This is a genomic window from Pseudomonas sp. SDO5522_S412 (assembly GCF_054071215.1).
Genome location: NZ_JBSVWQ010000039.1, coordinates 15,982 through 40,684, shown reverse-complemented (window position 1 = coordinate 40,684; position 24,703 = coordinate 15,982). Strand labels below are relative to the sequence as shown.

Genomic DNA, 24,703 nt, shown 5'->3' with positions numbered 1-24,703 from the left:
GCGTAGCAGTCCCTCTTTTTTGGGGCCGCTGCGCAGCCCAACGGGGGACAAGCCCCCTCGCCACAGGTCAGTGGTCACTCGGGTTATTTGTCACAACGTCCATCCCAACCCCAGCGCCTTGTGCAACGACGCAAAGTCCTTGAGCAACAGCGCATCCCCGGAAATCCGGCTTTCCTGCGCCTGGTACCGCGTACGTTCCGCGTCCAGCCAATCCAGCGTGCTCGCCGTACCTGCCTTATAACGCTGGCGCGTCAGGTCCGCAGCCCGTACTGCCGAAGATTCCACGTTACGCAGCAGCACCACGTTCTGCCGCTGGTTGCCATACCGCGCCAGGGCCACATCCGCATCACGCAACGCACTCAACACCACGCTTTTGTAATGGGCCAGGGCCTCGTCGCGCCCGGCTTCCGCACCTTTGACACTGGCCGCCACCTGGCCGAAATCCAATGCGTTCCAGGTCAGCCGCGGCAACAGCAGCCAGGTGCCGCTGTCCTTGCGCGCCAGGTGCCCGGGATCGGCCGCCGAGAACGACAAGTCGCCCATCAGGCTGAGCTTGGGAAACCAGTCGGCGGTTTTCTCGCCGATCTGCGCGTTGCTGGAAGCCAGTTGGCGCTCGGCCACCCGGATATCCGGGCGTGCTTTCAGGATCGCCGCCGGGTCGGCAAAGGGTACCTGGCTAGGGATAGCGGGCAGGGCGCGGGGAGTGTTGAGGCTCGCGTCCAACTCGCCCGGTTCCAGGCCGCAGAGCAGGTTCAACTGGTCAATCGCCTCGACGATTGACGCTTGCAGCGGCAGGCGTTGGGCCCGGGTGTTTTCGGCCTGTGTCAGGACCTGCTCCAGCTGTAACTGCGAGGCCACGCCACGGCTGCGTCGCTGCTGGGTCAGGTCCAGCGCCTGTTCCTCAATCTCGACACTGGCGTCCACCAGTGCCAGTCGCGCCTGCTGGTCACGCACGTCGGCATAGGTCTGCACCACCTCGGCTGCCAGTTGCACCTGGGCATCGGCCAGTTGCGCCTGCGAGGCGTCGTTTTCCGCCTGGGCCGCCTCGATTGCACGCCGGGTGCCGCCGAACAGGTCGGCCTCCCAGCTGGCATCAAACCCGGCGAGGTAAAGGCTCAATGGCCCGCGACCACCGCCACTGCTGCCACCCAGCGCCGAGGTGTCGGGGGAGCGCAGCTTCAGCATCGCTGCATCGCCGGTGATCTTGGGCAGGGCGTTGGCGTTGGCGCCACTCAAGCTGGCTCGCGACTGCTTGAGACGCGCCTGGGCGGTCGCCATGTCCGGACTGTTTTGCAGGGCCTGGGCCACCAATTGGTTGAGCTGCGGATCGCCCAGGGCTTGCCACCACTGGGCGACCGCGGGTGTGCGCGGCAGGCCTATGTCGGCGTGGGGCAAGCGCCCGGCCGCGAGGGTCTTTGGCGCGGCATCCGGCGCGCCCTGGTAGTCCGGCCCCACGGTACACGCCGTCAGCAGGCCGACGGTGAAGAGCAAGGGAAGTGAGCGATAAATCATGTTCGTTGGCCTGCCTGCGCCGCGCGCTTTTTCAGGATGAAGATCAGGGGAAGGCACGCCAGCATGGCGAGTCCCAGCACGTAGAACGCGTCGTTGTAGGCCATCACCGCCGCTTGTTGGGCGATGTCGTTGGCCAGATGACTGAGGGCCTGCAGCGAGGCCGTGGACGGGTCGCCGGTTTGCGCCAGGTAGCTGGCGGTATTGCTCGCCATTTGATCCTGGGTCAACTGGGTGTTGGCCTGGATGCCTTCGCGCAACATGTCGTCGTGGAAGTGGCTGCGCCGGTCCATCAGTACGCCGAGCAGCGCCAGCCCCAAGGTGCCGCCGAGGTTGCGTGACATGTTGTAGAGCCCGGCCGCGTCACCCGCATCGCGGGTTTCCACCGAGCGCATCGACAGTTGGCTGAGGGGCATCATCACCAGGATCTGCCCGAAGCCCCGCAGGATCTGCGACCAGTAGAAATCATGGCCGACACTCTGGGCGGTGAGCTGGGTGTCGAGAAAGCAGCTGGCCCAGTACATCAACAAACCCACGCCGACCATCATCCGCAGGTCCAGGCGGCCAAGCATTCGCGGCAGTATCGGCATCAGCAGGAACGCCGGAATCCCCGACAGCAACATGATCGAACCCGACTGTTGCGCGTTATAGCCCGACAGGATGCCGAGGAACTGCGGCACCAGGTACGCCGTGCCATACAGCCCGGCGCCGACCGCCGTGGCGATCAGCAGCACGCTGCCAAAGCTGCGGTTGAGCACCAGTTGCAGGCGCAGGATCGGCGTACTCGAGCGGACTTGCCCGACGGCAATCAGGAAGAAGCCGATCACCATCGTGATGCTCAGCCAGATGATCAACTTCGAGTCGAACCAGTGTTCGCGCTGGCCTTCTTCCAGCACCACGGTGAGTGAACTCAGGCCCATGGCCAGGCCAATGATGCCCAGCCAGTCGGCCTTGATGAATTGCTGGAGGTTCATGCGGTCGCTGGGCAGGCCGGTGATCAGCAAGGTGATCAAGGTAATGCTGACGGGCAAGTTGATGAAGAAGCACCAGCGCCAGTTGATATTTTCCGTGAGCCAGCCGCCAATCACCGGGCCCAGCAGCGGACCGAGGATCACCGTCATGCCGAACATCGTGGTGCCGATTGCCAACTGATGGGCAGGCAGGCGGGTGCGCACGATGGTCTGCGCGGTCGGGATCATCGCGCCGCCGGCAAAACCCTGGCCGATACGCCCGGCGATCATCGCGCCGAGGCTTGAAGAGAGCCCGCAGAACATCGAGAAAAACGTGAACATCAACGCGGTGCCGATCAGGAACCGGCGCAGGCCGAATACCCGGGTCAGCCAGGCGGCGAGGGGAATCATGACGATTTCCGACATCAGGTAACCGGTGGCGATCCACGTGCCCTCGGTACCGGTCGCGCCGATCTGGCCCTGGATCTGCGGCAGCGCCGAGTTGGTGATCGAGATGTCCAGGGTCGCCAGCAAGGCGCCCAGCGAGCCGGCGGCGACTGCGATCCAGTCGGTCAGCGAAGCGTTGCGCGGTTTGTCCGCGGGCACTTCGGTCAAGATGGCTTCAGCCATGGTTGGCGTCTGCCTTGTGGGTGCGGGTGTCGACTTCCACGGTGGCGGACAAGCCGGGCACCAGTGCCTGGCGCACGTCGTCATCCGGTACATCCAGGGAAATCCGCACCGGCACGCGCTGCACGATCTTGGTGAAGTTGCCGGTGGCGTTGGACGGCGGCAGCAACGCGAACTGTGCGCCGGTGCCGGGGGACAGGCTGTCGATATGGCCCTGAATATCATGGCCTGGCAGTGCGTCCACATGCACGGTGACGGTCTGCCCGGCGCGCATCTCGCCGATCTGGGTTTCCTTGTAGTTGGCGGTCAGGTAGATCGCGCTCACCGGCACCACGGTCAACAAGCGTGTGCCTGGCTGCACGTATTGGCCGACGCGTACACCGCGATCAGCGACGCGGCCATCGAGCGGGCTGCGAATCACCGCGTCGTCCACGTCCAGCTGGCTCTGGGCTTCGCTGGCCTTGGCCACGCCGAGTTGCGCCTGGGCTTGCTTGAGCTGGGCTTCGAGGGTGCCGTAGCGGGTCTGGCTGGAGCGCAACGCGGCCTGCTTGGCGGCCACGGTGCTGCGGGCCTGGGCGAGCTGGTTGTTGAGCTGCGCCAGGCGTTCTTCCGGCTCGGCCCCGGAACGCGCCAGCGGCGCATAACGTGCGACTTCGGTTTGCGCGTGCTGGGCGTCGGCCTGGGCGCCTTGCAGTTGGGCCCGTGCTTCGGCGATGGTCGAGTCCTGTTGCACCAGGTCGGCCTGGGCCTTGGCAAAGTCAGCCTCGCGGGCCGCAATCGTCGCCGAGGCTTCGTCACTGACTGCCTGGTATTTGCGCGCATCCAGGCGCACCAGCACGTCGCCACGCTTCACGTTCTGGTTGTCGGCCACCAGCACCTCGGCGACGTAGCCGTTGATTTTCGGCGCCACGCTGATGCTGTCGGCTTGCAGATAGGCGTCGTCGGTGGTCTCGATAAAGCGCCCGGTGAGCCACCACCAGGCGCCCCACGCCAGCCCGGCCAACAGCGCCACGCCGGCGAGTGACAGTAGAATCCGTCGGGCTTTGCCACGTTGGCCGTTGACGGTGGTTTCAGGAATGACCTGAGGAGAGGGAGGTGCTGCGGACATCAAGTCACTCCAGTTTTATATCAGTTGGAATAAATTCGTTTTTTCGCGAATTTTTGTCAACTGGTATATTTTGGTTACGTTAAAAAAATGGAGTGGCACATGGCACGACACAAACCGGCCGCCGAAGGGGGTTATCAGCGGGGTGAAGAAACCCGCGCACGCATTATCGAGGCGGCTGTCGAGGTATTTGGCGAGCGTGGCTACGACGGCGCGTCCACGCGAGACATCGCGAATGCTGCCGGCGTCAATGCGCCCGCTATCCAGTACTACTTCGATGGCAAGGAAGGCGTGTACCTGGAATGCGTCGAGCACTTGATCGCGCTGTTGTGGCAGAAGATGGCGCCTACCGTTGAAGCCGCAGAAGGTGCGCTGGCCGATCCCGCGGTCGACGATCAGAGGTTGATCGACGCCTCGCTGGGCATTCTCGGCGCGGTGGTTTCAACGATCCAGGACAGTCCCCAGACCACCGCGTGGCGAGCGTTTCTTGATCGCCATCAAGCCGGGCTCTGCCCTGAAAGCGCGACCATGGCGTTCGAGGAACGCTTCAAGGCGCGCATCGCCAACGTGATCCGCCTGCTGATCGCGCGCGTTGCCGGCCTTGCCGTTGACGACGAACGCACGGTGATCCACTCGATGGCGCTGTTCACCCAGGGCCTGGCGTTTCGGGTGCAGAAACCCAAGCTGCTCTCCGCCTTGAACTGGACCGAAGTGAGCCAGAAGGAAATGGAACTGGTGCGGGATGTGGTGCTGATGCAGGCGCGGTTTACCCTGGAAGGCTTGGTACGGCATCGGGACCGGCGCTGACTTCAGCGCTTGCTGAAGGCCAGCCGGGCCGCGAACAGCACGAATATCATGCCGGTGGTGCGGTCCATCCACTTGATCACCTTTTCACGCCGCAGCATGCCGGCCAATGGCTGCGTGGCACCGATCAGTATCAGTGCCCAGGCCAGGCTGATCACCACGTGGATGCTCACCAGCCCGAACGTCCACGCCACCAGCGGATGCCCCTGGGGAATGAACTGCGGCAGGAAAGACACGTAGAAAATCCCGATCTTGGGGTTGAGCACGTTGCCCATCATGCCTTTCAGGAACCAGTTGGCGCCGGGCTTTCCATCGGCCTCGACGGACGCCAGCGAACTGCGCGGACGCAGCAGCATGTTCAAGCCCAGCCACGCCAGGTAAGCCGCGCCGCAATACTTCAAGACGTTGAAGGCCACCTCGGACACGGCAATCAACGCGCCCAGCCCAAAGGCCACAGCTGCACCCCACAGCAGGCAGCCGGCATTGATGCCCAGGGTGGCGCGCAAGGCTTGTTGCTTGCCCTCCACCGTTGCAGTGCGCAATACCAGGGCCGTGTCCAGTCCGGGCGTCAACGTGAGCAGCGTGGCGGCGAAGGTGAAGGCGAGCAGGTTGTCGGTGATGGACATGGATATTTACCTGAAATCAGAAACTCTCAAGACTGGCGTTGATACCGGCGAAACGCGCCAGCTCGATGGTTGCCGCGACCTGTTCAGCATCGATGATAAAGCCCTGGAAATCGTCATCTCCCGAGTCCAGATGAACGTAACGCTTGCCGCACCGAGCCAGCCATTGGTCGAAACGGTCCAGCACCTCAGCCATTGATGACCTGCATACGTTGTGTTCATCGTTCGTGGGGCAGATTACGGTTATGGGCGCGCGGCTGTCGATATTTAATCAAGAGCGTTGTGGCTTTCTGGAAAGGCTCATGACGCACTACACCGTCACGCCACGCGATTGCGCCCCGACGACTTGGCCCGATACAACTGCTGATCCGCACGCTTGATCAGCACTGTGGTGTCGCTGTCCGACGCTTCAACGAGTCCGACGCCAATACTCACCGTGACCTGCCCAGCGGTCTCGAAATACGCTCCGGCAATTGCCGCGCGAATCTTCTCGGCCACCACATCCGGGCTGTCCGGCGCTTCGATTTCCGGCAACAGCACCGCAAACTCTTCACCGCCGTAACGGGCGACGAAGTCAGTGGCGCGGGTGGCGTCCTGAATCAACTGCGCGAGCTGGCGCAGTACATCGTCCCCGACGGCATGCCCATGGGTATCGTTGATCCGCTTGAAATGATCAACGTCGATCAGCAGCAAGGCAAACGCGCGCCCGCTGCGCTGGAACAGCAGGCTGTACTCCGCCAGTTTTTCATCGAAGCGCCGACGGTTGTAGACGCCGGTCAGGGCGTCATGGCTGGCCAGGTTCAACAGCTCGGCATTGGCCTGGGTGAGGGCGGCAGTACGCTGGGCGACGGTGGCTTCCAGGGACGCATTGGTGTCCTGCAGCTCGCGCTCCTTGCCAAGCAGCGATTGGGTCATGCCCTTGATGGAGCGCCCGAGCTGGGCGATTTCCAGTACGAAATGGTCTTGAGGGAAATACGCGCCAGGCTGTTGGTTTTGGACCTGCTTGGCTGAACGCGCGAGTTCTTCGATGGGCCGGCTGAGGTACGACGCCAGGTAATACGCCACGAAGCCGAAAATCACCGCGGCAATGACGCCCAACAGCAGCAGTTTGTAGAGCAATACGCGGGCAGGGTGCAGGGCGATTTCCAGCGGCTGGCGCATCACGATGTACCAGGTCAGGCTGGAATTCGACGGGCTGGGCACCGCCACGGCGCTGGTCACGTAGCCGTTGTCGACCGACCAGCCGGTGTCATTGGCCAGGCGGTCCTGGGGCAGTTGCTGGCCGGCCAGTTGTTCCGGGTAGAGCACCTTGCCGTCGTTGTCGATGATCAGCGCCTCGATGTCCGGCGTATTGCCTTTGGCCGCTTCGACAATTTGTGTCACCCACGTCCAGTGGGCGTGAGCCCCCAGTACGCCGATCACCTGGCCCCCGGAATTGCGAATCGGTGCGGCAAAGTCGATGAAGCGCCAGGGCTCACCGTTGGAGCCCGGCAGCAGCTTGGCAAGCAATACCGCCTCGTGGGGATCGCCGGTGTAGTTGCCCTGCAAACCGGCCTGGAACCAGGGCCGTGCCGTTACGGATTGGTTGACCAGCAGCCCATTCACCGCCTGGCGCACACGCCCGTCGGTGTCGGCGACGCCCATCCACGCGTACTCGGCGCGGGACTGGGTGCGTTGTTCCATGGAGGTCAGTATGTCCGGATCGTCCAGGTTGCCCCGTCTGAACAGCGGTGCGCGGCTGAGCAGCGACACTTCGAGCTGGCGTTCACGCAGCTGCACCGCCAGTAGCGCGGCGGTGGAGCGGGCAGTGCTCAACAAGGCATTGCCACTGGCCAGTTTCAGTTGCTCGGTAGCGATGTGCCCAACGTAGAACCCTACGCTCACCAGGGTGAGCAGCGACAAACCGGCAAACCAGAGGGTCAGGTGACTACGCAGGCTGGCTTTGATCATTGGGGGCTATCTGAAAGGAGTGTGACTACATGGTAGTCGTACCATTCGGATAGTTGCCATAGCCTGATGATTTATACGCGCATTGATTTCCCACCTGCTTTCCCATGACGGCCATGCCAGAATATGGCGCTTAGCCACTTAGGGAACTCAAGGATGAAAACGCTGTGTGCTGCTCTGTTGTTGATGGTTGTCACCGGGCTGGCCCAAGCCGGCGAGGTGCGGACCGGGTTCCAGGAAATTGTGATTCCCGACGCTGAACACGGCAGGCCGTTGCAGGTGGCGGTGTGGTACCCGACCGATGCCACCGGCACGCCACAACTGATCGCCGACAATCCGGTTTTCTACGGCGCGCCGGCCTTGAAGGACGCCGCACCGGCCGCCGGCGAGCATCCGTTGGTGGTGATCTCCCACGGCATCTTCGGCAACTGGATCAACCAGTCCTGGCTCGCCAGCGCGTTGGCCGGGCAGGGTTACATCGTCGCCTCGCCCAACCACCCCGGCACCACCAGCAAGGACCGCACACAGCCGGCCGCTTCCGAGCTGTGGAAACGGCCCCTGGATATCCATCGGGTGATTGATGCCGTGATTGCCCAGCCGAAACGCTTCGGCGCGGTGGCCCAACGCAAGATCGCCGTCGTCGGGCACTCCCTCGGTGGCTGGACCGCACTCGAAGTCGGCGGTGCCCGCTTTGATCCGCAGCGCTTTACCGAGGACTGCAAGTTGCATCCGGAAATTGCCCCTTGCAAGGCCTACGAACAACTTGAGGTTGGTCGCACCGAGCAGGCGAGGCAGCGACTGGCCGGTGACTTGAGCGACCCGCGCGTGGCGGCCATTGTTTCCCTGGACCTGGGATTCGCCCGCGGCTTCAGCGATGCCAGCCTCGCGGCGCTGAACCGCCCCACGCTAGTGATTGCGGCGGGCACGCCGTCGCCGGAATTGCCCGCCGCACTCGAGTCGGCCGACTTGGCCAAGCGCCTGCCGCAGAAGACGTCGCGCTACGTGGAAATCAGCGACGCCACGCACTTCAGCTTCCTGCCCCTCTGCAAGCCGGGCGCGGTGGAGCGGATTGAACAGAGCGACCCCGGCGAAGGCTTTATCTGCCTGGATGCCAAGGGTGCTCGTCCCAAGCCGCAGATCCAGCAGCAGGTACTCAGCTTGATCAGTGAGTTTCTGCAGCAGTCACTGCGCTAGCCGTCAGATGTCCTTGGACAGCACCAGGCTCGCGCCCTTGCGGCTGAGGAACCGCAGGTAGACCAGCCCGATCACGACCCAGGCAATCCCGAGCTTCTGTGCCTGCAGTCCCATGTTGAACATGATCGCGAAGGTGATCACAAAGCCCAGCACCGGCGTGATCAGGTGCCGCCACACATTGCGCGACTGCATGCGCCGCCAGTAGTAGTTGATCACGGTGATGTGCAGGATCATGAAGCCGCTCAGGGCGCCGAAATTCACCAGTGAGGTGAGGGTGTCCACGGTGTCGATGAAGAAGTAGCAGATGACCAGCGACAGCACGCCCACCAGGTAAATGCTCAGGTATGGCGTGCTGTATTTCGGATGGACCCTGGCCAGGATTCCCGGAAGCTTGCCATCCCGGGCCATGCCGAACAGCAGTCGCGACACTGCTGCCTGCGAGGTGATGGACACCGCCACACCCCACGCCAACGCCGTGGCAATCGCCGTCAGCGAAGCCAGCCAGCTGCCGCCGGCAATGGCTGCAATTTCGTAAAAAGCCGAGTCGGCGGACGTGAAGCCCATGCCTGCCGCAAGGTCGGTTGCCAGCCAGGTTTGCGCCACGAAAATCGCGCCCATCACCAGCAAACTGATCAGCGCGGCCCGGCCCACACTGCGCCCGGCATCGCCTCTGGTTTCTTCCGCCAGGGTGGAAATCGCGTCAAAGCCCAGGAACGACAGCACCGCGATTGAAACGCCCTGCATCAGCAACCCAAAGTTGAATCCTGTGGGGTTGTACAGCGGCGCCAGCGTCAGGTGGCCGTTGCCGGCACCCCCGTGCAGAGCCTTCCAGGCACACACTAGGAAAATCCCCAGCACCACCAGTTGCGCCAGCAGGAACACGATGTTCATGCGCGCGGTAAACGTCATACCGCGCAGGTTGACCAGGGTGGCACTGACCAGGAACGCCAGGATAAATGCGGTCTTCGGAATCTCGGGGTACAAGTGGTTCAGCGCAATCGCGGCATAGATATACAGCAACGGCGGGATCAGCAGGTAATCGAGCAACAGCAGCCAACCGGCAATAAACCCGACACCTGGATTCAGCCCGCGCTGGGCGTAGGAATACACCGAGCCGGCAATCGGGAACGCCCGCGCCATGCTGCCGTAGCTCAACGCGGTAAACAGCATTGCCACCATGCCGACGATATAGGCCAGCGGTACCATGCCGGGCGCTTCGCTGTTCACATAGCCATACACGCCAAAGGGCGCGATGGGGATCATGAAGATCATCCCGTAGATCACCAGGTCCGTAAGGGACAGGCTGCGCTTCAGTTCTTGTTTATAGCCAAACTCTTCAATTGCCATGATGGGGTACTTCCGTATGAAGTAAGGCGAATGCGCAGCCGCCAAAGCGGCCGAACATGTTCTTGAACCCGGCAGGTTAAAAGACGCCCAGGCGGTTTTTTTATAGTTGTAAGACCGGTCCAGCCAACAGCAGCTACAGCAGTGGAGCCAGATAGTCCGCCCATGACTGCAGCGCATGGGGCGTTCGCAGCAGGTCGTTCCTGACCTCCAGCAGCACGGCCTCAATGCCGCGCTGATCACCGTGGAACGGCACGGTCATGTCACCGAGCACATCCACTTCGTAAGGCTGGTTGGCGGCAACGTTCAAGCCCTGGGCGGCCAACCCTTGCAGAATCCCTTCGGCATAGGCGGCGGCGCCGGCAAACAACACGCCGGCCTCGAGCGGGCGGGGTTGGCCGTGGTAAATCGGGGTGAAGCTGTGGACGGCCACGATGCGCACTTCGCGACCTTGCGCCAGTCGCGCATCGATCAGGGCGCTCAAGCGCTGGTGAAAGGGTGTGAACAAGCGCTCCTGGCGATACTGGCGAACGATGTCAGGAAGTTCCCGGTTGCCTGGCACGTCGTAGATTTCGCTGCGTGGCGGAATGCTGTCGGGGGCTTCCAGCGGGCGATTGAGGTCGATCAGCAAGCGCGAATAGGCGGCCGAGATCAACGTGGCATCCAGGGCCCTCGAGAGTCGTTCCGCCAGTTTCAGCGCACCGATGTCCCAGGCGATATGCTCCTTTGCCGCTTCATCGTTCAGGCCCAGGGCGTTCAGTTCCGTGGGGATGTAGGAACTGGCATGTTCGCAAACCAGAATCACCGGGTGCTCGGACTCTTGCCGGCTGACCCGGTATACCGGTTTCTTGAACAGGCCGTGTTCGGGGGAATCAGTAAAGGCGGGCATAGTGATCACAGAGTTCGGCAGGCGTCAGTTTCTCGGTGGATTTGAGCTCTTCGGCTTTCAGGGCGAAGTAGGCATCCATCAGCAGTGGCGGCAATTGGTCCAGCAACTGCGGGTTGTTGCGCAGGCTGGCGAGGGCGTCTTCTAGGGTGTCGGGCAGGGCGAGGATATGCCGCGCCTGGCGTTGTTCATCGCTCATGGACTCCGGGTCTTCATCGGAGGAACTGTCCAGCGTGAGCTTTTGCTGGAGGCCTAGGCGGCCGGCAATCAGCACGGCGGCCATGCTCAGGTGCGGTGAGGCGGTTGCGTCCAGCGGGCGGAACTCCAGGTTGTATTGCCTGGCCGGGGACTTGCCGCCGATGGTGATGGTCGGGCAAATCCGCAGTGACGCTTCGCGATTGCGCTGGCCCAGGTTGGCGTAGGACGCACTCCAGTGATGAGGCTTCAAGCGCAGGTAGGAAATCGGCGTGGGCGCGCTGAAGGCGCATAACGCGGGCAGGAATTTCAACACGCCCGCCGCCCACTGCCGGCCTTTTTCGGACAGCCCGTTGCTGCTTTGCGCGTCGTACATCACCGCGTTTCCGGCTGGATCCTGCAAGCTGATATGCAGGTGCACGCCGTTGCTCACGCCATCGGCTTCGAGCTTGGGCGAGAAGCTGATATCCAGGCCCATCTGGCGCGCGATTTCACGGGTGATCTCCCGCACATTCACCGCGCGATCGGCTGCGGCCACACCTTGAGTGGGACGGCAGGTGACTTCGTATTGCGCCTTGCCATACTCCGGCAAAAACATCTCCGGTTCGACGCCGGCCGCCTTCAGCGCGCTCAACAGCCAGCCGCCGAAAGACGCGGCGTGATGCTGGGCGGAAAGCGAGAAGGCATGGTGAGCGTTGTCAGGGGCCTTGTAGCCGAGGTTGAACTCATGTTCGAACGCGGCAGTCACCTCAAGCCCCAGCTCGTCGCGATAACGCTGGATCTCGTTGCGCAACATCGTGCGCGGGCAGGCCGCCCAGGGCTGGCCGTCGGTTTCGCAGATATCGGCGTGGATAAAATCCAGGCCCGGCGCATTGGCGTCCGGGCCGTTGGGCACCTGCACGCGGGTATTCATGTCCGGGATCAGGCGCAAATCGCCGCAGGAGCCCCAGGGATTATTCTCCGCCACCCGGTCCTGAGGCGTCAGCGCACTGTTGGCCGGCACCCAACCCACACCGGCTTGCTGATAACTCTCAAGCTCGTCCGTGGGAAACGAACGTCCGCGAGTCACACCAATCAGGTCGGTGGTGACGATAGTGGTCATTGCCGTTGGCTGGATCAGGCTCACGGGCGCAACTCCTGCAAACGGTTGATCACGGTTTGGGTGTCGGTGATCCAGCAATAACCCTTGATCGCCTCGAGGCACGCGTGATGCCGTTCGAAGGTGTAAGTGGCGCAGGCATCTTCGATCAGGGTCACCAGATAGCCACGGTCTGCGGCGTCACGCACGGCCATGTCGACGCACTGGTCGGTAACGATGCCGGCGATGATCAGGTGCCGGGTTTCCAGATTGCGCAGCACGTAATCGATGTTGGTGGAGTTGAAGACCCCGGACGACGTCTTGGGCAGCACGATTTCATTTTCAATGGGCGTCAACTCGTCAATCACGCCGGCCTGGTAGCTGCCCTTGGGCAAATGCATGTCCGACAGCTTGTGATCCAGCGAGCGATCGCGGCCATCCGCCGTGAGGCTTTCGATGATGGTGTGCAGCACGTTTTGCCGGGCTTCGCGCACCGCATTCAACAGCCGGACTTGATTGGGGATCACCGTTTCCCGAGCACGACCCAGGAAATATGCTGCGTGCGGGCCCTGCAAATGCGGGTCGAGTGCCGGGTCGAGCCAGGCACGTTGCATGTCCACCAGCAGCAAGGCGGTGTTGCCCGCGGTGAACGGAAGATCGCGGGGCGAATGATGGGGGAGCGTGAACATTGTTATTTTTCCTCCAAAAGGTGAGCGGCGAATTCCGTGCGAAGGGCATCGATCCCTTCCAGGCGGGCATCCAGGCCATTGCTGTGTTGTGTGAGGGTGGCGATCAGGGCTTCTACCTGCGCGAGGGCGGGCACCATCGTGTCAAAGGCCGACACCGATTCCACTGGGGAGCTGATGATCAAGTCGGCCAATTCCCGCAGCGGCGAGGCATAAATGTCGGTGAACAACACCACCCGCGCGCCCCGCGCCTTGGCGGCGGTTGCCACGCGCAAGGCCTGGGTCTGGTAGCGGCGGTAGTCGAACAGCAGCACCAGGTCCTGGCGCTGGATGTCATGGATTCGGTCGGGTAACTGGGCGTTGTCTTCCAGGGAATGACAGCCCGGACGCAACAGGCGCAAGTGATTCACCAGGTAGCCCGCGAGAAAACTGCTGAGCCGGCCGCCGAAGCAGAACACCTGGTGTTTGGTATCCAGCAGCCATTCGGTGAGTACGCGCACGTCTTCGGGTTGGGTCAGGGCCTGGGTTTCCTGAAGGGCGCGGTTGCAGTCGTGCAGGTAAGTGGCCCAGGCGTCATCCTGGGACGAGTGCGCCCGGGGTTGCAGCAGGGTGATTGGGGACCGCAGGCGGTGGTCCATTTCGCTGAGCAAGGCGTCCTGGAATTCGGCATAGCCACCGAAGCCGAGCTTCTTCACCAACCGCATGATGGTCGGGTCGCTGACCCCGGCGTGTTCGGCCAGGCGCGCCATGGAACCGAGGCCGCTGCGTGGATAGTGGTCGAGGAGGGCACGGATCACCTTGCGCTCGGAAGGCGTAGGGCTGAGTGCGGCGTCGGTGAGTTTGTCACGTAGGTTGGTCATATCTCGCCTTGTTGTTTTTGCTACGGCTTGGCGAGAATGAGTGTATTGGTAGTAAATGCTACATGTAAAGGCAGATTTCGGCTGTTTGTTGGAAACACTACAGGGATATGGCTTGACCTGTAGCGAGGGAGCTTGCTCCTGCCGGGGTGCTAAGCGCGTCCAAAGAAAGGACCGCTACGCAGTCCAACGGGAGCAAGCTCCCTCGCCACAATAGTATTTGCATCGGATCACTTCCCAACCCGCCCCGGAATGGCCACCCGACTTGTCGCCTTCACCTCCCGCAACGCCAGGCTCGACTGAATCGACGCAATCCCCAACTGCCGCCGCAACACGCTCTCCACAAAATCGCTGTACGCATCCAGATCCTCCGCCAACACCTGCAGCAGATAATCCGCATCCCCGGTGATCTTGTGGCACGCCTGCACCTGCGCCAGTTCCTTGATCACCGCCTCAAAATCTTCCGGCGTATGGTCGGAATGCACGGCAAACCGCACATGCACAAACGCCATGATCTCCAGGCCCAGCATCTTGCGATCGAGGTTGGCCTGGTAGTCCTTGATCACGCCTTCTTCCTCCAGCCGCTTGCGCCGTCGCCAGCATGGAGTGAGGCTCAGTGACAGCCGCTCGCTGAGTTCGGCGTTGGAAATACTCGCGTCTTCCTGCAGCAAGGCGAGGATGGCGAGATCGGTGTCGTCAAGTGCGACCTGTCTGGTTTTATTTTTCTTCATGGCGGCTATTTGGGGTAAAAATTCCCGATTACGCTAGCATCGGCGCACGTAAAAGCAAAGAAAGCCCACCGCAGCCAGAACAAAATAATCACCTGTCTTTCACGGGTGGATGTCTTTCATGTTGACTGTTTTCAGCGACTCTCATCGTTTGCACCATGGCACCGAACTCAAGGATGGCGTGCTCAAGCCGTCCTTCGAACAACCCAGCCGCGCCGACACGGTGCGTGATCGGGTCAAGCACGTTGGGCTGGGCGATATCATCGTGCCGCGCACGTTCGACCGGGCCTGTTACGTCAATGCCCACAGCGAACGCTACGTGTCCTTCCTGGAAACTGCCTGGGCCGAATGGACGGCGATTGGCCGTGCCCATGACGCCTTGCCGCTGGTGTGGCCGGTGCGGGACCTGGCCAATGAGCAGGTGCCGGAATTCATCGACGGCAAGCTCGGGTTTTTCGCGATGGATGCCGGTTCACCGATCACCAGCACCACCTGGGAAGCGGTGAAGACCAGCGCCGATATCGCGCTCACCGGCCTTGCGTTGATTGATGAAGGCCACAACAGCGCCTTCGCCCTGTGCCGGCCACCGGGCCACCATGCGGCGCGGGAATACATGGGCGGTTATTGCTACCTGAATAACGCAGCCATTGCCGCGCAACAGGCGATCACCCAAGGCGCCAAACGGGTCGCGGTGCTGGACGTGGATTTCCATCACGGCAACGGCACGCAGAACATTTTCTACGACCGCAGCGACGTGATGTTCGTCTCGCTGCATGGCGATCCGTCCGTGTCGTATCCCTACTATTCGGGCTTCAGTGCCGAGCGCGGTGCCGGGGCGGGCGAGGGGTTCAACCTGAACTACCCGCTGGCGAAAAACACCGGGTGGAGCACCTACAAAGAAGCGTTGCTCGACGCCTGCAATCAACTCAGAACGTTCTCGCCGCAAGTGCTGGTGATTTCCCTCGGCGTCGACACCTTCAAGGACGACCCCATCAGCCATTTCCTGCTGGAAAGCCGCGACTTCCTCGGCATCGGCGAGATCATCGCCAGCGTCGGCGTACCCACGCTGTTTGTGATGGAAGGCGGCTACATGGTCGATGAAATCGGCATCAACGCGGTCAACGTGCTGCACGGTTTCGAGAACAAACACGCCTGATCCCGATGCCATTCCAACAATAAACAACGCCTGACTTTTTTCTGCCAAAACTCAAAAACATAACAAGAGGTTTTGTGATGAAAACAACCGTGCCCGGGCTGATTGAAAAGCCCGCTTTGCAACGCACCCTCAACAACCGCCATATCCAACTGATGGCCATGGGCGGTGCGATCGGCACCGGCCTGTTCATGGGCTCGGGCAAGATCATCGCGCTGTCCGGCACCTCGATCATCCTGATCTACATGATCATCGGGCTGTTTGTGTATTTCGTGATGCGCGCCATGGGTGAGCTGCTGCTGTCCAACCTGAACTTCAAGAGCTTCGCCGACTTTGCCGGTGCCTACCTGGGGCCGCGTGCGGCGTTTTTTCTTGGCTGGTCGTACTGGCTGAGCTGGAGCGTGGCGGTGGTGGGGGATGCGGTGGTGGTCGGGGGCTTTTTCCAGTACTGGTTCCCGCACGTGCCGGCCTGGATACCGGCGATTGCAATGCTGCTGACCCTGTTTGCCTTGAATGTGCTGACGGTGCGGCTGTTCGGCGAGGTGGAGTTCTGGTTTGCGATCATCAAGATCATCGCCGTGGTGACCCTGATCAGTGTGAGCGTGGTGTTGATTGCCAGCTCGTTTGTGTCGCCCACCGGCGTCACGGCTTCCCTGAATCATTTGCTGGATAAACAGGCGGCGTTTCCCAATGGCGTGTTCGGCTTCTTTGCCGGGTTCCAGATGGCGATCTTCTCGTTTGCCGGTACCGAGTTGATCGGCACGGCGGCGGCCGAAACCCGTTCGCCGGAGAAGACACTGCCCAAGGCAATCAACTCGATTCCGCTGCGGATCATCCTGTTCTACGTGCTGGCCTTGGCCTGCATCATTGCGGTGACATCCTGGGAGCAGGTGTCGCCCAGCAAGAGCCCCTTTGTCGAGCTGTTCCTGGTGGCCGGCTTTCCCGCCGCCGCCGGGATTGTGAATTTCGTGGTACTGACCTCAGCGGCTTCTTCGGCCAACAGCGGGGTGTTTTCGGCGAGTCGCATGTTGTTCGGCCTGGCGGACCTGGGAGACGCACCCGGGATATTCCGACGACTGTCGAAAAACAGCGTGCCGTTTATCAGCCTGGCGTTTACCACCTTCCTGATGCTGCTGGGCTTGTTGCTGCTGTTTATAGTCCCGGAAGTGATGACGGCCTTTACCATCGTCTCCACCGTTTCGGCGATCCTGGTGATCTTTACCTGGTCGACCATCCTGGCGTCCTACATCGCCTATCGGAAAAAGTGCCCGGAGCTACATGAAAATCCCTCTACAAAATGCCCGGTGGCGTGCCGTTGGCGTGGGTTTCACTTGGCTTCATGGCGTTCGTACTTTGCCTGCTGGCACTTCGCCCAGATACCCGCCTGGCCCTTTGCGTGATGCCTGCATGGTTTATGTGGCTGGCGGTTGCCTACCATTTCTCGCATTTTCGCCACCGACTCCAGCCTGATCAGCGCACGGCGCAGTAGCGGTTGTCGTACAACTGCAGGCCATTCAACCCTCGAAAAAGGCCGGCTTGTACGGCCTTTTCATGACGGTTTTTTCATCGGTACATGACAAAAATTTCACAATCTGCGCCATCGGCCCCATGCCACAATCCGCAGCGTTTGCAGGGCCGCAACGGTATTCGCTCGAAGGACAGTAAAAAAATAATGTTCACAGGGGCGCAGTAAATGAAACTCTCTACATTAGCGTTGGCCATCACGGCGGCTGTCCTTGCACAACACGCCAGCGCAGACGGCTTTGGTCTTGGCTCACTCGGCACGGGTGACGGCCATAGCGGCTTCCTCGAAGACAGTCATTCTTCGATCAGTTCGCGCACCATGTACTACAACGCCGACGTTCACTCCGGCACGGCGAACGACCTGCGGGAAGCGGCTCAAGTACTGCGTTTCGACTATAAATCCGGTTACACCCAGGGCACCGTCGGCGTAGGTTTCGACGTGATGGCTTTCGGCGCGTTGCGTCTGGACGGTGGCGATGGCCACGCAGCGGGCAATGGCCTGTCGGGTAACGGCAACAGCTTCTTCCCGGTGAAGAACAATGGCACCGAGCCTGCTGACAGCTTCGGTCGCGCAGCCGGCAACGTTAAATTCCGTATTTCCCAGACTGAATTGCACGTGGGCGGTGGTTTGGCGCCGATCCTGCCGATCCTGGTGTCCAACGACAGCCGTGCCGCACCGCAGACCTTTGACGGCGGCATCCTGACTTCCAAGGACATTCCCAACGTCACCTTCACCGGCGGCGAGCTGAACAAGGCTGAAGGTCGTGCATCGAGCAACTCCACGGGCTTGAGCGTGGCCGGTGCCACTCGCGACAGCGACAGCTTCCGTTTCGGTGGTGTCGACTACCAGCCGTTTGGTTCTTCTGACAACGTCATCGCTAAAAACCTGACGTTGCAGTACTACTACGCCAACCTGGAAGACTTCTACAAACAGAACTATTTCGGCCTGGTCCACGTATTGCCGTTGGGCAATGACCAGTCGTTCAAGACCGACCTGCGTTATTTCGACAGCACCAGCGACGGCAAAAACGGTTCGGCCGGCTATGCGTTCAACAACAACGGCGGCTATGCCAAGCACGCCGGTGAAGTCGACAACAAAACCTACAGTGCTGCCTTCACCTATCAGTTGGGCGGCAGCCAGTTGATGCTCGGCCATATCGGCGTGAGTGATGACGGTGGCTTCGTCTGGGTCAACCAGGGCAGCATCGCCGATCCAACCGCCCAAGGCGCGGCCGGTTCCGACTTCTACCTGTTCACCGACGCGGTGGTTGGCCAGTTCTCCCGTGCGGGCGAGCAGGTCAATTTCGGTCAGTACCTGTATGACTTCAGAACCCTGGTGCCGGGCCTGAAAGCCTCGATTGCCTACCTGAACGGCAGCGACATCAAGGCCAAGGTTGCCGGTGGCAGCGATCAGTCGGAACGCGAAACCGATTTCCGTCTTGATTACGTCGTGCAGGAAGGCCCGCTGAAAGGCTTCGGTACTACGTTCCGTACCGGCAGCTACCACGGCCATAACACCGGCACCGCCGACCAGGATCAGACTCGCCTGATCTTCAACTACACCTACGCGCTGTTTTAATCAGTCGTCGGTAACTGCTCCAGATGAAGGCCGCCCATTGGGCGGCCTTCTTTATTTGCGTGGGGTTCCAGGCAGAGCAGGGCGCTATAGTTGTTTTTACACAACGCAACGTTTAATCATGCGCGGCAATTCCTAACCTATAAGTCAAGAAAAGGACCGTTCCCATGAAAGTCAGTGCACGCAACGTATTCAAAGGCCAGGTCAGCCAGGTCCAGGACGGCGCGGTCAACGCCGAAGTGGTGTTGACCCTGCCCGGTGGCGAGCAATTGGTGGCGGTGGTGACCATGGAAAGCATCCGCAACCTGGGCATTGCCGTGGGCAAGGAAGCGGTCGCGCTGATCAAGGCGCCGTGGGTGATGTTGATGACCGAATCCAGCGACATCCGCCTGTCGGCCCGCAACTGCCTGGAAGGCAAGGTGCTGAGCGTGAATGACGGCGCGGTGAATGCGGAAGTGGTGATCGAGTTGGCGGGTGGTTCGAAGGTGTTTTCCATCGTGACCCGCGACGCGGTGGCCGAGCTGGGGTTGAAGCCGGGCGTGAGCGCCACGGCGGTGATCAAGGCGTCCCATATCATCCTGGGCGTTCCGGCCTGATAAAACCCCACACAACGTAGCAGCTGTCGAGCCCAAGCGAGGCAGCTGCTACGGGATGCCCGGTTGCCGCGGCGTTTGTTGTTGAAAAAGGCTATTGCGCTAAGGCGCCAGCCGGGTGAACACATAATCATGGTTCTTCACCAGCGCCTGATGGCAGGCAAAGCAGGTCTCATGCTGCGCCTGGTCCACCGGCTTGCCATTGATGAACCGTCCAAAGCCCCAGCCTCCGGTCGCTGCGTATTTCTTCGAGTCCTTGACCATGAACTGCACGGTGGTTGCCGCGCCGGGAATCGACGCGGTCTTGAACTCGGGCGATTGCACATGTTTCCAGGCCAGTTTCGCCAGCACAGTGCCGTCGGGGAAGGGCAGCGTGCCGTCGCGGTACGCCTTGAGCGCCACTTTATTGCCCAGCACCACTCGCAGTTCATTCAGCGGGTCGGCTTCCTGTGCCGGCGCGATCAGCTCCCATTGGCGGTAGCCGTCGGGAATGGTCACGCCGTAGATCGGCGAAGGCTCGCTGGTAGCCGGGCCGCCAAAGGCGAACCCGGTAGCGGTGGCCACCACGGCAGCTGTTGCAGCGACGAGTGCAGCAAGATGCAGGCGCTTCATCACAGGTGGTCCGCATCGATCACAGCCTTGGCAAAGGCTTGCGGTGCTTCCTGCGGCAGGTTGTGGCCGATGCCGCCGGTGATCAGGCGGTATTCGTACTTGCCGGTAAAGCGTTTGGCATAGTCCTCTGCGGCCGGGTGCGGCGCGCCGTTGGCGTCGCCTTCCATGGTGATGGTGGGCACGTTGATGGACGGGGCGGTGGCGAGTTTCTGCTCCAGCGCAGCGTATTTTTTCTCGCCCTGCACCAGCCCCAGGCGCCAGCGGTAGTTGAAGATCGATACGGCGACGTGGTCGGGGTTGTCCAGGCCTTTGGCGCTGCGGTCGAAGGTGGCGTCGTCGAATGCCCATTTTGGCGAGGCGATCTGCCAGATCAACTTGGCAAAGTCGTGGGTGTTTTTCGCATAGCCGGCGGCGCCGCGATCGGTGGCGAAGTAGAACTGGTACCACCATTGCAACTCGGCCTTGGGCGGCAATGGGTTCTTGCCCGCGGCCTGGTTGCCGATCAGGTAGCCGCTGACCGATACCAGCGCCTTGACCCGCTCAGGCCACAACGCCGAGACGATGTCGGCGGTGCGCGCCCCCCAGTCATAGCCGCCGAGCACGGCCTGCTTGATCTTCAGCGCGTCCATGAAGTCGATCAGGTCGACGGCGAGGGCGGCCGGCTGGCCGTTGCGCAGGGTCTTTGCCGACAGGAAATGGGTATCGCCATAGCCTCGGGCGTAAGGCACCAGCACCCGGTAGCCCTGGGCGACCAGCAGCGGCGCTACCTCGGAGTAGCTGTCAATGTCGTAGGGCCAGCCATGCAGCAGGATCACCACCGGGCCATCGGCCGGGCCGACTTCGGCGTAGGCCACATCCAGCAAGCCGGCTTTCACATGCTTCAACGGGCCGAGCGCGCTGTGGGCAGTTGCGCTGGCAGCCGCAGGTGCTTGCGCATCCTGTGCACTGGCGACGCCGAGGGCACCGAACTGCAACAGCGCAAAGGCCAGCAGCGACGCGCCCATCAGGCGGCGGGGTGGGGTGTTCAACTGTGTGTGCATGGTGAGTCTCCGGCGGCGGGTGGTGTGCCTGGCTCACAGTTGAACGTAGTTGTGTATCCCGTCTGTTTCGAGAAAGAGGTTGGGTTAAAGGTTTTGTATCGCAGCGGTGTTTGGACACACTGCGATACAAAGGTCAGAGGGCCCGCCGGGCCATATACACCAGGCTCGGCGCCTGACCGGGTACATCGTCCAGCTCATCGATGTACTGCATGCCGATTTTCTCCAGCACCTTGATCGACGCTGTATGCGCCGGACGCACCACGCCGTACACCTGCGGCTGGTCCAGCTCGACAAACGCAAACTGCAACGCCGCCCTGGCAAGCTCGGTTGCAAAGCCCTGGCCCCAGGCGCTGACCGCAAAGCGGTAGCCCAGGTTGATCCGCTCAACGTCGTTGTAGGGGTACAAGGTGATGCCACCAAAGCCGATCACGCGGTCCGGCGCCTCTTGTGTGGCAATCGCCCATTGGCCGAAACCATGTTCTGTCCAGTGCAGCAGCCAGCGAGCCAGGGCGGCCTCGGCTTGGCCCAGGTCCGTCAAGGGGCCTGCCGGGTTGTAGCGGTTGGTCTCGGGATCGCCATAAATGGCAAATACACTGGCCACATCGTCGGCCGCTGCGGGCCTGAGAATCAGGCGTTCGGTGGTAATCGGGTGGGTATTCATGGGTGGACTCTGATCCTTGGAGCGAGCGAGAAGGTGTTCACCTATATTTATCCTGCTTTCGGCGCTCTAGCACGCTTGATTCAGTTGTTAGGGCTACTGGCAGGATGCCACAATGGCACTTTGTCGCGGCAGTAAGATCAGGCGGACCAAATGAATGGCCTTGGGCGTGGGCAGGACCAGGATTGCTTCATCGAGGAGCAGGTACGAACAGATCGATTGCACCAGCTGTTTCGCCAGTCTTTCTCTGCAGTGTTCGGCAGTTATATGGCGGCCGCCATGCTGTGCTGGCTGTGCTGGGAACGTTTTGATCACAGGGTAATGCTGGTCTGGCTGGTGGTATTGGCGGGGACGTCGTTGCTGCGGGTGTGGATGTTCATGGACTGGTTTCGCTGCCCCAACAGTGAACGCACCCCCGCGCGCTGGGAGCGGCGCTACTGGGTAACGCTGATGTTGTCGGCCGGGGTCTGGGGCATCGGCGCATTCGCCCTGATGCCCACCGACGACCGCCTGTCCCAGGCCCTGGTGATGTTGTTCACCGTGGGCATGTCGGTCAGCGCAGTCTCGTGTTATTCGGCCTATCGCTACATGACCCTGGTCTCCATGGGCCTGGTACTGCTGCCGTGCACCCTGTGGCTGCTGTTTCAACCGTCGTCGATGCAAGTCGGCATGGCCCTGGCGGTGCTGGTGTTCTCTTCGTTTGTCGGTGGCGCCACGCGCAAGCTGTCGGATGCCCTGGAAAAAGCCTTTCGCCTGACCCGGCAAATGGAACGTGCCCACAACATCTCCGCCCGCGCCGCACAAACCGACGAACTCACCGGCCTGATGAACCGCCGGGCGTTTTTCGAGCATGCGCAGTTGCTCTACGAACAGTGCCGGCATAACCAGCAGCCGTTGTGCGCGCTGATGATGGACATGGACCACTTCAAGGACATCAATGACACCTACGGGCACCAGGCCGGGGACCAGGTGCTGCGTCAGATCGGCGGGGTGATCAGCGCGTCGTTTCGCCAGGCCGATGTGTATGGGCGGCTGGGGGGCGAGGAGTTTGCGGTGCTGCTGCCGGATACGTCGCTGGAGACCGGGCGGGACATCGCCGAGCAGTTGATCAAGGCCATTGCCGGGCTGACCAGCGAGCCGGTCAAGGGGTTGACCGCAAGCCTCGGCGTGGCCTGGGCTCGCGCGGTGGACCAGGACCTGCACGGCCTGATGAACACCGCAGACAAGGCGCTGTACCGCGCCAAGGCCCTCGGGCGTAACCAGGTGGCCGTCGCGGAATAGGCCTCAGCCCTTGAGCAGCGCCTTGGCCAGCACCTGTGAGACCTGGTCGGCCGAGTAGGGCTTGGGCAGGAACACCAGGCCTTCATAGCCGCTTTCCGCCAGTTCCTCGCTGTAGCCCGAGGTCAGTACCACCGGCAGGCCGGGCCGGCGGCGTCGCAGTTCCCTGGCCAGGGCCACCCCGGTGATGCCGGGCATCACCACGTCGGAAAACACCGCATCGAACCCCAACGCGTCTGCGCCGGCCAGTTCCAGCGCCTGTTCGGCATTGGTTGCCCAGGTGGTCTGGTAGCCGAGGTCCTGGAGGATCTGATTGGCAAAGCGGCCCACTTCCAGGTTGTCTTCCACCACCAGGATATGGCGCTGGGCGCATTCGGTGATCAGCCCGCAGGTGTCCGGGGTGTCACGTTGGAAGCTCTCTTCAGGTACCACTTGCGGCAAGTACAGGGTAAACACCGTGCCCTGGCCGACCTGGCTGGCCACATCGACGTTGCCGCCCGATTGCTTGGCGAAGCCGAACACCTGGGACAGTCCCAGGCCGGTGCCCTTGCCGACTTCCTTGGTGGTGAAGAAGGGTTCGAAGATGCGCTCGAACGTCTCCCCGGGAATCCCGCTGCCGGTGTCGGTGAGTGAAATGGCGATGAACGCCTGGCGTGAACCGGCGTCACCACGGATGCTCGGCAGTGCTTGATCGGCGTCCAGTCGCAGGGTCAGGCTACCCTGGCCGTTCATCGCGTCCCGGGCGTTGAGGGCGATGTTGATCAGGGCGGTTTCAAACTGGCTGGAGTCGGCGCGGATGTAGCACGGCTGCCCGGGCAGTTCGACGTGCACATGAATCCGCGCGCCAGTCACCGTCTCGAGCATCTCGCCGATGTTTTTCACCCGCAGGCCTGCATCGAACACTTCCGGGTTCAGCGGCTGGCGCCGGGCAAATGCGAGCAACTGGCTGGTCAATTTGCCGGCCCGGTCCACCGTGTCGGTGACCGCGCTCATGTAGCGCTGGCGACGCTCTTCGGACAGGCTCGGCATCCGCAGGAAGTCGACGGATGAGCGAATGATGGTCAGCAGGTTGTTGAAGTCGTGGGCCACGCCACCGGTCAACTGGCCGATGGCTTCAAGCTTTTGCGATTGACGCAAGGCGGCTTCGGTCTGGGTCAGCAGGGTGGTCCTTTCGGTGACGCGCTGCTCCAGGCTTGCATTCAGCTCGGCCAGGCGCTGGGACAAAACCACGGTGGCGGTGGTTTCGGTCACGGTGTCGAGCATGCCGACCACCTTGCCCTGTACGTCGCGGATCGGGCTGTAGCAGAAGGTGAAGTACGCCTGCTCCGGCGCGCCGCCGCGTTCGATCGTCAGCGGGAAGTTTTCGATAAAGGTGGCTTCACCTGCGAAGGCGGCATCCGCGATCGGACTGATCTCGGGCCAGGCTTCCTGCCAGATCTCGTTGAATGGCCGCCCGAGGGCATCCGGCTTGTCGCCGAGAATCGGGATAAACCCGTCGTTGTAAAGCGTGATCAGCGCAGGCCCCCAGACGATCGCCTGGGGGAAACTGGAGGCAAGGCACAGGGCGACGGTGGTCTTCAGTACGTCCGGCCAGTGTTCCAAAGGCCCCAATGGCGTATTGGCCCAGTTGTGATGCCGGACCCGTTCGGCCATTTCGCCGCCGCCTTGCAGCCAGTTTGTCATTCGGTGAACGCCTTCTTGCCACGGTTCGCTGAGGTAGGGATGCCAAGCTACAG

Annotated in this window: 23 protein-coding genes; 7 read left to right on the top strand and 16 right to left on the bottom strand. The window is 61.7% G+C overall.

Translation table 11 applies throughout. The annotated features are described in order from the left end of the window. Positions 1–90: 90 nt before the first annotated feature. From ACW9I6_RS11710 to ACW9I6_RS11700, 3 genes are read right to left on the bottom strand one after another with little or no spacing between them, the layout of a single operon-like run. Positions 91–1,512, bottom strand: coding sequence for an efflux transporter outer membrane subunit (locus ACW9I6_RS11710; RefSeq protein ID WP_457339320.1), 1,422 nt, complete (start codon positions 1,510–1,512; stop codon positions 91–93). Next, entirely contained in the window at positions 1,509–3,089 is a 1,581-nt protein-coding gene (locus ACW9I6_RS11705; protein WP_457339319.1) for a DHA2 family efflux MFS transporter permease subunit, read from the bottom strand. Before ACW9I6_RS11705 ends, ACW9I6_RS11710 begins: the two co-directional genes overlap by 4 nt. Beyond that, positions 3,082–4,194 (bottom strand): HlyD family secretion protein, encoded by a 1,113-nt coding sequence (locus tag ACW9I6_RS11700; RefSeq protein ID WP_008436342.1) that lies wholly within the window; start codon positions 4,192–4,194, stop codon positions 3,082–3,084. The genes ACW9I6_RS11705 and ACW9I6_RS11700 overlap by 8 nt, the downstream gene beginning before the upstream one ends. A 99-nt stretch (positions 4,195–4,293) precedes the next feature. Between ACW9I6_RS11700 and ACW9I6_RS11695 the strand changes: the two genes are divergently transcribed. Next, entirely contained in the window at positions 4,294–4,998 is a 705-nt protein-coding gene (locus ACW9I6_RS11695) for a CerR family C-terminal domain-containing protein (RefSeq protein WP_457339318.1), read from the top strand. Between the two features lie 2 nt (positions 4,999–5,000). Here ACW9I6_RS11695 and ACW9I6_RS11690 read toward each other — a convergent pair whose 3' ends face one another. The 3 genes from ACW9I6_RS11690 to ACW9I6_RS11680 all read right to left on the bottom strand — a co-directional run bounded on the left by ACW9I6_RS11690 (position 5,001) and on the right by ACW9I6_RS11680 (position 7,568). Continuing rightward, complete coding sequence (locus ACW9I6_RS11690) at positions 5,001–5,621, bottom strand: LysE family translocator (RefSeq protein WP_457339317.1); 621 nt, start codon at positions 5,619–5,621, stop codon at positions 5,001–5,003. A 16-nt stretch (positions 5,622–5,637) separates the two neighbouring features. Next, positions 5,638–5,856, bottom strand: coding sequence for a DUF6630 family protein (locus ACW9I6_RS11685; RefSeq protein ID WP_457339321.1), 219 nt, complete (start codon positions 5,854–5,856; stop codon positions 5,638–5,640). Between the two features lie 80 nt (positions 5,857–5,936). Continuing rightward, complete coding sequence (locus tag ACW9I6_RS11680; protein WP_457339316.1) at positions 5,937–7,568, bottom strand: sensor domain-containing diguanylate cyclase; 1,632 nt, start codon at positions 7,566–7,568, stop codon at positions 5,937–5,939. A 153-nt stretch (positions 7,569–7,721) separates the two neighbouring features. On the opposite strand from ACW9I6_RS11680, the gene ACW9I6_RS11675 reads away from it, so the two are divergent. Further along, positions 7,722–8,759: an alpha/beta hydrolase family protein gene (locus ACW9I6_RS11675; RefSeq protein ID WP_457339315.1), complete on the top strand. Its 1,038-nt coding sequence runs from the start codon at positions 7,722–7,724 to the stop codon at positions 8,757–8,759. A 3-nt stretch (positions 8,760–8,762) separates the two neighbouring features. On the opposite strand, the gene ACW9I6_RS11670 is transcribed toward ACW9I6_RS11675, so the two are convergent. From ACW9I6_RS11670 to ACW9I6_RS11645, 6 genes are all read right to left on the bottom strand, one after another. Then, on the bottom strand, positions 8,763–10,106 hold the full coding sequence (locus tag ACW9I6_RS11670; RefSeq protein ID WP_102604926.1) for an APC family permease: 1,344 nt from the start codon (positions 10,104–10,106) through the stop codon (positions 8,763–8,765). Between the two features lie 133 nt (positions 10,107–10,239). After that, complete coding sequence (locus tag ACW9I6_RS11665) at positions 10,240–10,992, bottom strand: N-formylglutamate amidohydrolase (protein ID WP_003215178.1); 753 nt, start codon at positions 10,990–10,992, stop codon at positions 10,240–10,242. Beyond that, positions 10,976–12,310 carry a glutamine synthetase family protein gene (locus tag ACW9I6_RS11660; RefSeq protein WP_338739499.1) on the bottom strand — a complete coding sequence of 445 codons (1,335 nt, stop codon included), beginning with the start codon at positions 12,308–12,310 and terminating at the stop codon, positions 10,976–10,978. The genes ACW9I6_RS11665 and ACW9I6_RS11660 overlap by 17 nt, the downstream gene beginning before the upstream one ends. Next, complete coding sequence (locus ACW9I6_RS11655) at positions 12,307–12,951, bottom strand: isochorismatase family cysteine hydrolase (protein WP_003215182.1); 645 nt, start codon at positions 12,949–12,951, stop codon at positions 12,307–12,309. Before ACW9I6_RS11655 ends, ACW9I6_RS11660 begins: the two co-directional genes overlap by 4 nt. A gap of 2 nt (positions 12,952–12,953) precedes the next feature. Continuing rightward, entirely contained in the window at positions 12,954–13,808 is an 855-nt protein-coding gene (locus tag ACW9I6_RS11650; RefSeq protein WP_003215184.1) for a MurR/RpiR family transcriptional regulator, read from the bottom strand. A 227-nt stretch (positions 13,809–14,035) separates the two neighbouring features. Continuing rightward, a complete protein-coding gene (locus tag ACW9I6_RS11645; protein ID WP_003215186.1) occupies positions 14,036–14,536 on the bottom strand; it encodes an Lrp/AsnC family transcriptional regulator in 501 nt (166 codons plus the stop codon). Between the two features lie 118 nt (positions 14,537–14,654). On the opposite strand from ACW9I6_RS11645, the gene ACW9I6_RS11640 reads away from it, so the two are divergent. The 4 genes from ACW9I6_RS11640 (at position 14,655) to ACW9I6_RS11625 (ending at position 19,382) form a co-directional block, all read left to right on the top strand. Beyond that, on the top strand, positions 14,655–15,689 hold the full coding sequence (locus ACW9I6_RS11640) for a histone deacetylase family protein (RefSeq protein ID WP_102606533.1): 1,035 nt from the start codon (positions 14,655–14,657) through the stop codon (positions 15,687–15,689). A gap of 77 nt (positions 15,690–15,766) precedes the next feature. Continuing rightward, positions 15,767–17,086 (top strand): amino acid permease, encoded by a 1,320-nt coding sequence (locus tag ACW9I6_RS11635; RefSeq protein ID WP_457339314.1) that lies wholly within the window; start codon positions 15,767–15,769, stop codon positions 17,084–17,086. 293 nt (positions 17,087–17,379) lie between these two features. Next, on the top strand, positions 17,380–18,789 hold the full coding sequence (locus ACW9I6_RS11630) for an OprD family outer membrane porin (protein WP_023658889.1): 1,410 nt from the start codon (positions 17,380–17,382) through the stop codon (positions 18,787–18,789). 164 nt (positions 18,790–18,953) lie between these two features. After that, positions 18,954–19,382 (top strand): TOBE domain-containing protein, encoded by a 429-nt coding sequence (locus ACW9I6_RS11625; protein ID WP_134326728.1) that lies wholly within the window; start codon positions 18,954–18,956, stop codon positions 19,380–19,382. A 99-nt stretch (positions 19,383–19,481) separates the two neighbouring features. On the opposite strand, the gene ACW9I6_RS11620 is transcribed toward ACW9I6_RS11625, so the two are convergent. The 3 genes from ACW9I6_RS11620 to ACW9I6_RS11610 form a co-directional block, all read right to left on the bottom strand. Next, positions 19,482–19,991, bottom strand: coding sequence for a cytochrome P460 family protein (locus ACW9I6_RS11620; protein WP_003215197.1), 510 nt, complete (start codon positions 19,989–19,991; stop codon positions 19,482–19,484). Then, the gene (locus tag ACW9I6_RS11615) at positions 19,991–21,031 is read right to left on the bottom strand and encodes an alpha/beta fold hydrolase (RefSeq protein ID WP_457339313.1); all 1,041 of its coding nucleotides are present in this window, start codon (positions 21,029–21,031) and stop codon (positions 19,991–19,993) included. Before ACW9I6_RS11615 ends, ACW9I6_RS11620 begins: the two co-directional genes overlap by 1 nt. 133 nt (positions 21,032–21,164) lie before the next feature. Further along, the gene (locus tag ACW9I6_RS11610) at positions 21,165–21,692 is read right to left on the bottom strand and encodes a GNAT family N-acetyltransferase (protein WP_457339312.1); all 528 of its coding nucleotides are present in this window, start codon (positions 21,690–21,692) and stop codon (positions 21,165–21,167) included. Positions 21,693–21,842: 150 nt separating this feature from the next. Here ACW9I6_RS11610 and ACW9I6_RS11605 point away from each other — a divergent pair, with 150 nt between their 5' ends. Further along, positions 21,843–22,970 (top strand): sensor domain-containing diguanylate cyclase, encoded by a 1,128-nt coding sequence (locus tag ACW9I6_RS11605; RefSeq protein WP_177009439.1) that lies wholly within the window; start codon positions 21,843–21,845, stop codon positions 22,968–22,970. A gap of 3 nt (positions 22,971–22,973) precedes the next feature. Here the strand turns inward: ACW9I6_RS11605 and ACW9I6_RS11600 are convergent, their stop codons facing one another. Then, positions 22,974–24,650: an ATP-binding protein gene (locus tag ACW9I6_RS11600; protein WP_008436365.1), complete on the bottom strand. Its 1,677-nt coding sequence runs from the start codon at positions 24,648–24,650 to the stop codon at positions 22,974–22,976. Positions 24,651–24,703: the final 53 nt, after the last annotated feature.